Genomic DNA, 616 nt, shown 5'->3' on the forward strand with positions numbered 1-616 from the left:
GTGGGCTAGCTCAATCAGCTGCTCCGGTTGCTGCTCTGGCGCGAGCGTTGCCGCAACAATAACCCCTTTGCCATGTACGAAGCGGGCGAGTGCGTCAGATGTAGGCAATAGGCCAGTGCTTAGCTTGGCAAATTGGCTATACGGTGCTGTATTTTGTTGCCACTGCTTAACTGGCGCTAAGTAATGTTCAAAATCTACTTTAGGCTCGTTGGGGTACAGGGGCTCACGGTACATACAATTAATATGAACAGGCTGTGATTGGTTGCAAACCGCTTCATCTAACAGGCTAAGCAATGCTTGAGGAGCAATATTTAGATCGGGTGTAGGCAGGTTTAGTTGCTTGGCATACTGAGCAAAAATAGCAGGCTGAATAATAGCCTGATTGGCGCCGCAATCGATAAGCTCTGGAGGTCTATCACCAGATAATACGATTAAGGGAACACGAGTCAGCCAAGCCTCGATCACTGCTGGATACAGGTTGGCAACTGCAGTGCCTGAGGTGGTAATAATCGCTACAGGTGCTTGACTGGCCTTGGCTAAACCGAGCGCCATAAAGCCGAGCCCACGAGACGCTCATGAATCTCGTATGCCGTCTTCTGCTTGAAAAAAAAAAAAA

Annotated in this window: 1 pseudogene; it reads right to left on the reverse strand. The window is 49.0% G+C overall.

The features are described from left to right. Nucleotides 1-567 (reverse strand): annotated as a pseudogene (locus tag K5Q92_RS23900) (thiamine pyrophosphate-binding protein); the annotation flags it as partial. Between the last annotated feature and the right edge of the window lie 49 nt (nt 568-616).

It is taken from the genome of Shewanella sp. MBTL60-007 (assembly GCF_019654915.1).
Classification (GTDB): domain Bacteria; phylum Pseudomonadota; class Gammaproteobacteria; order Enterobacterales; family Shewanellaceae; genus Shewanella.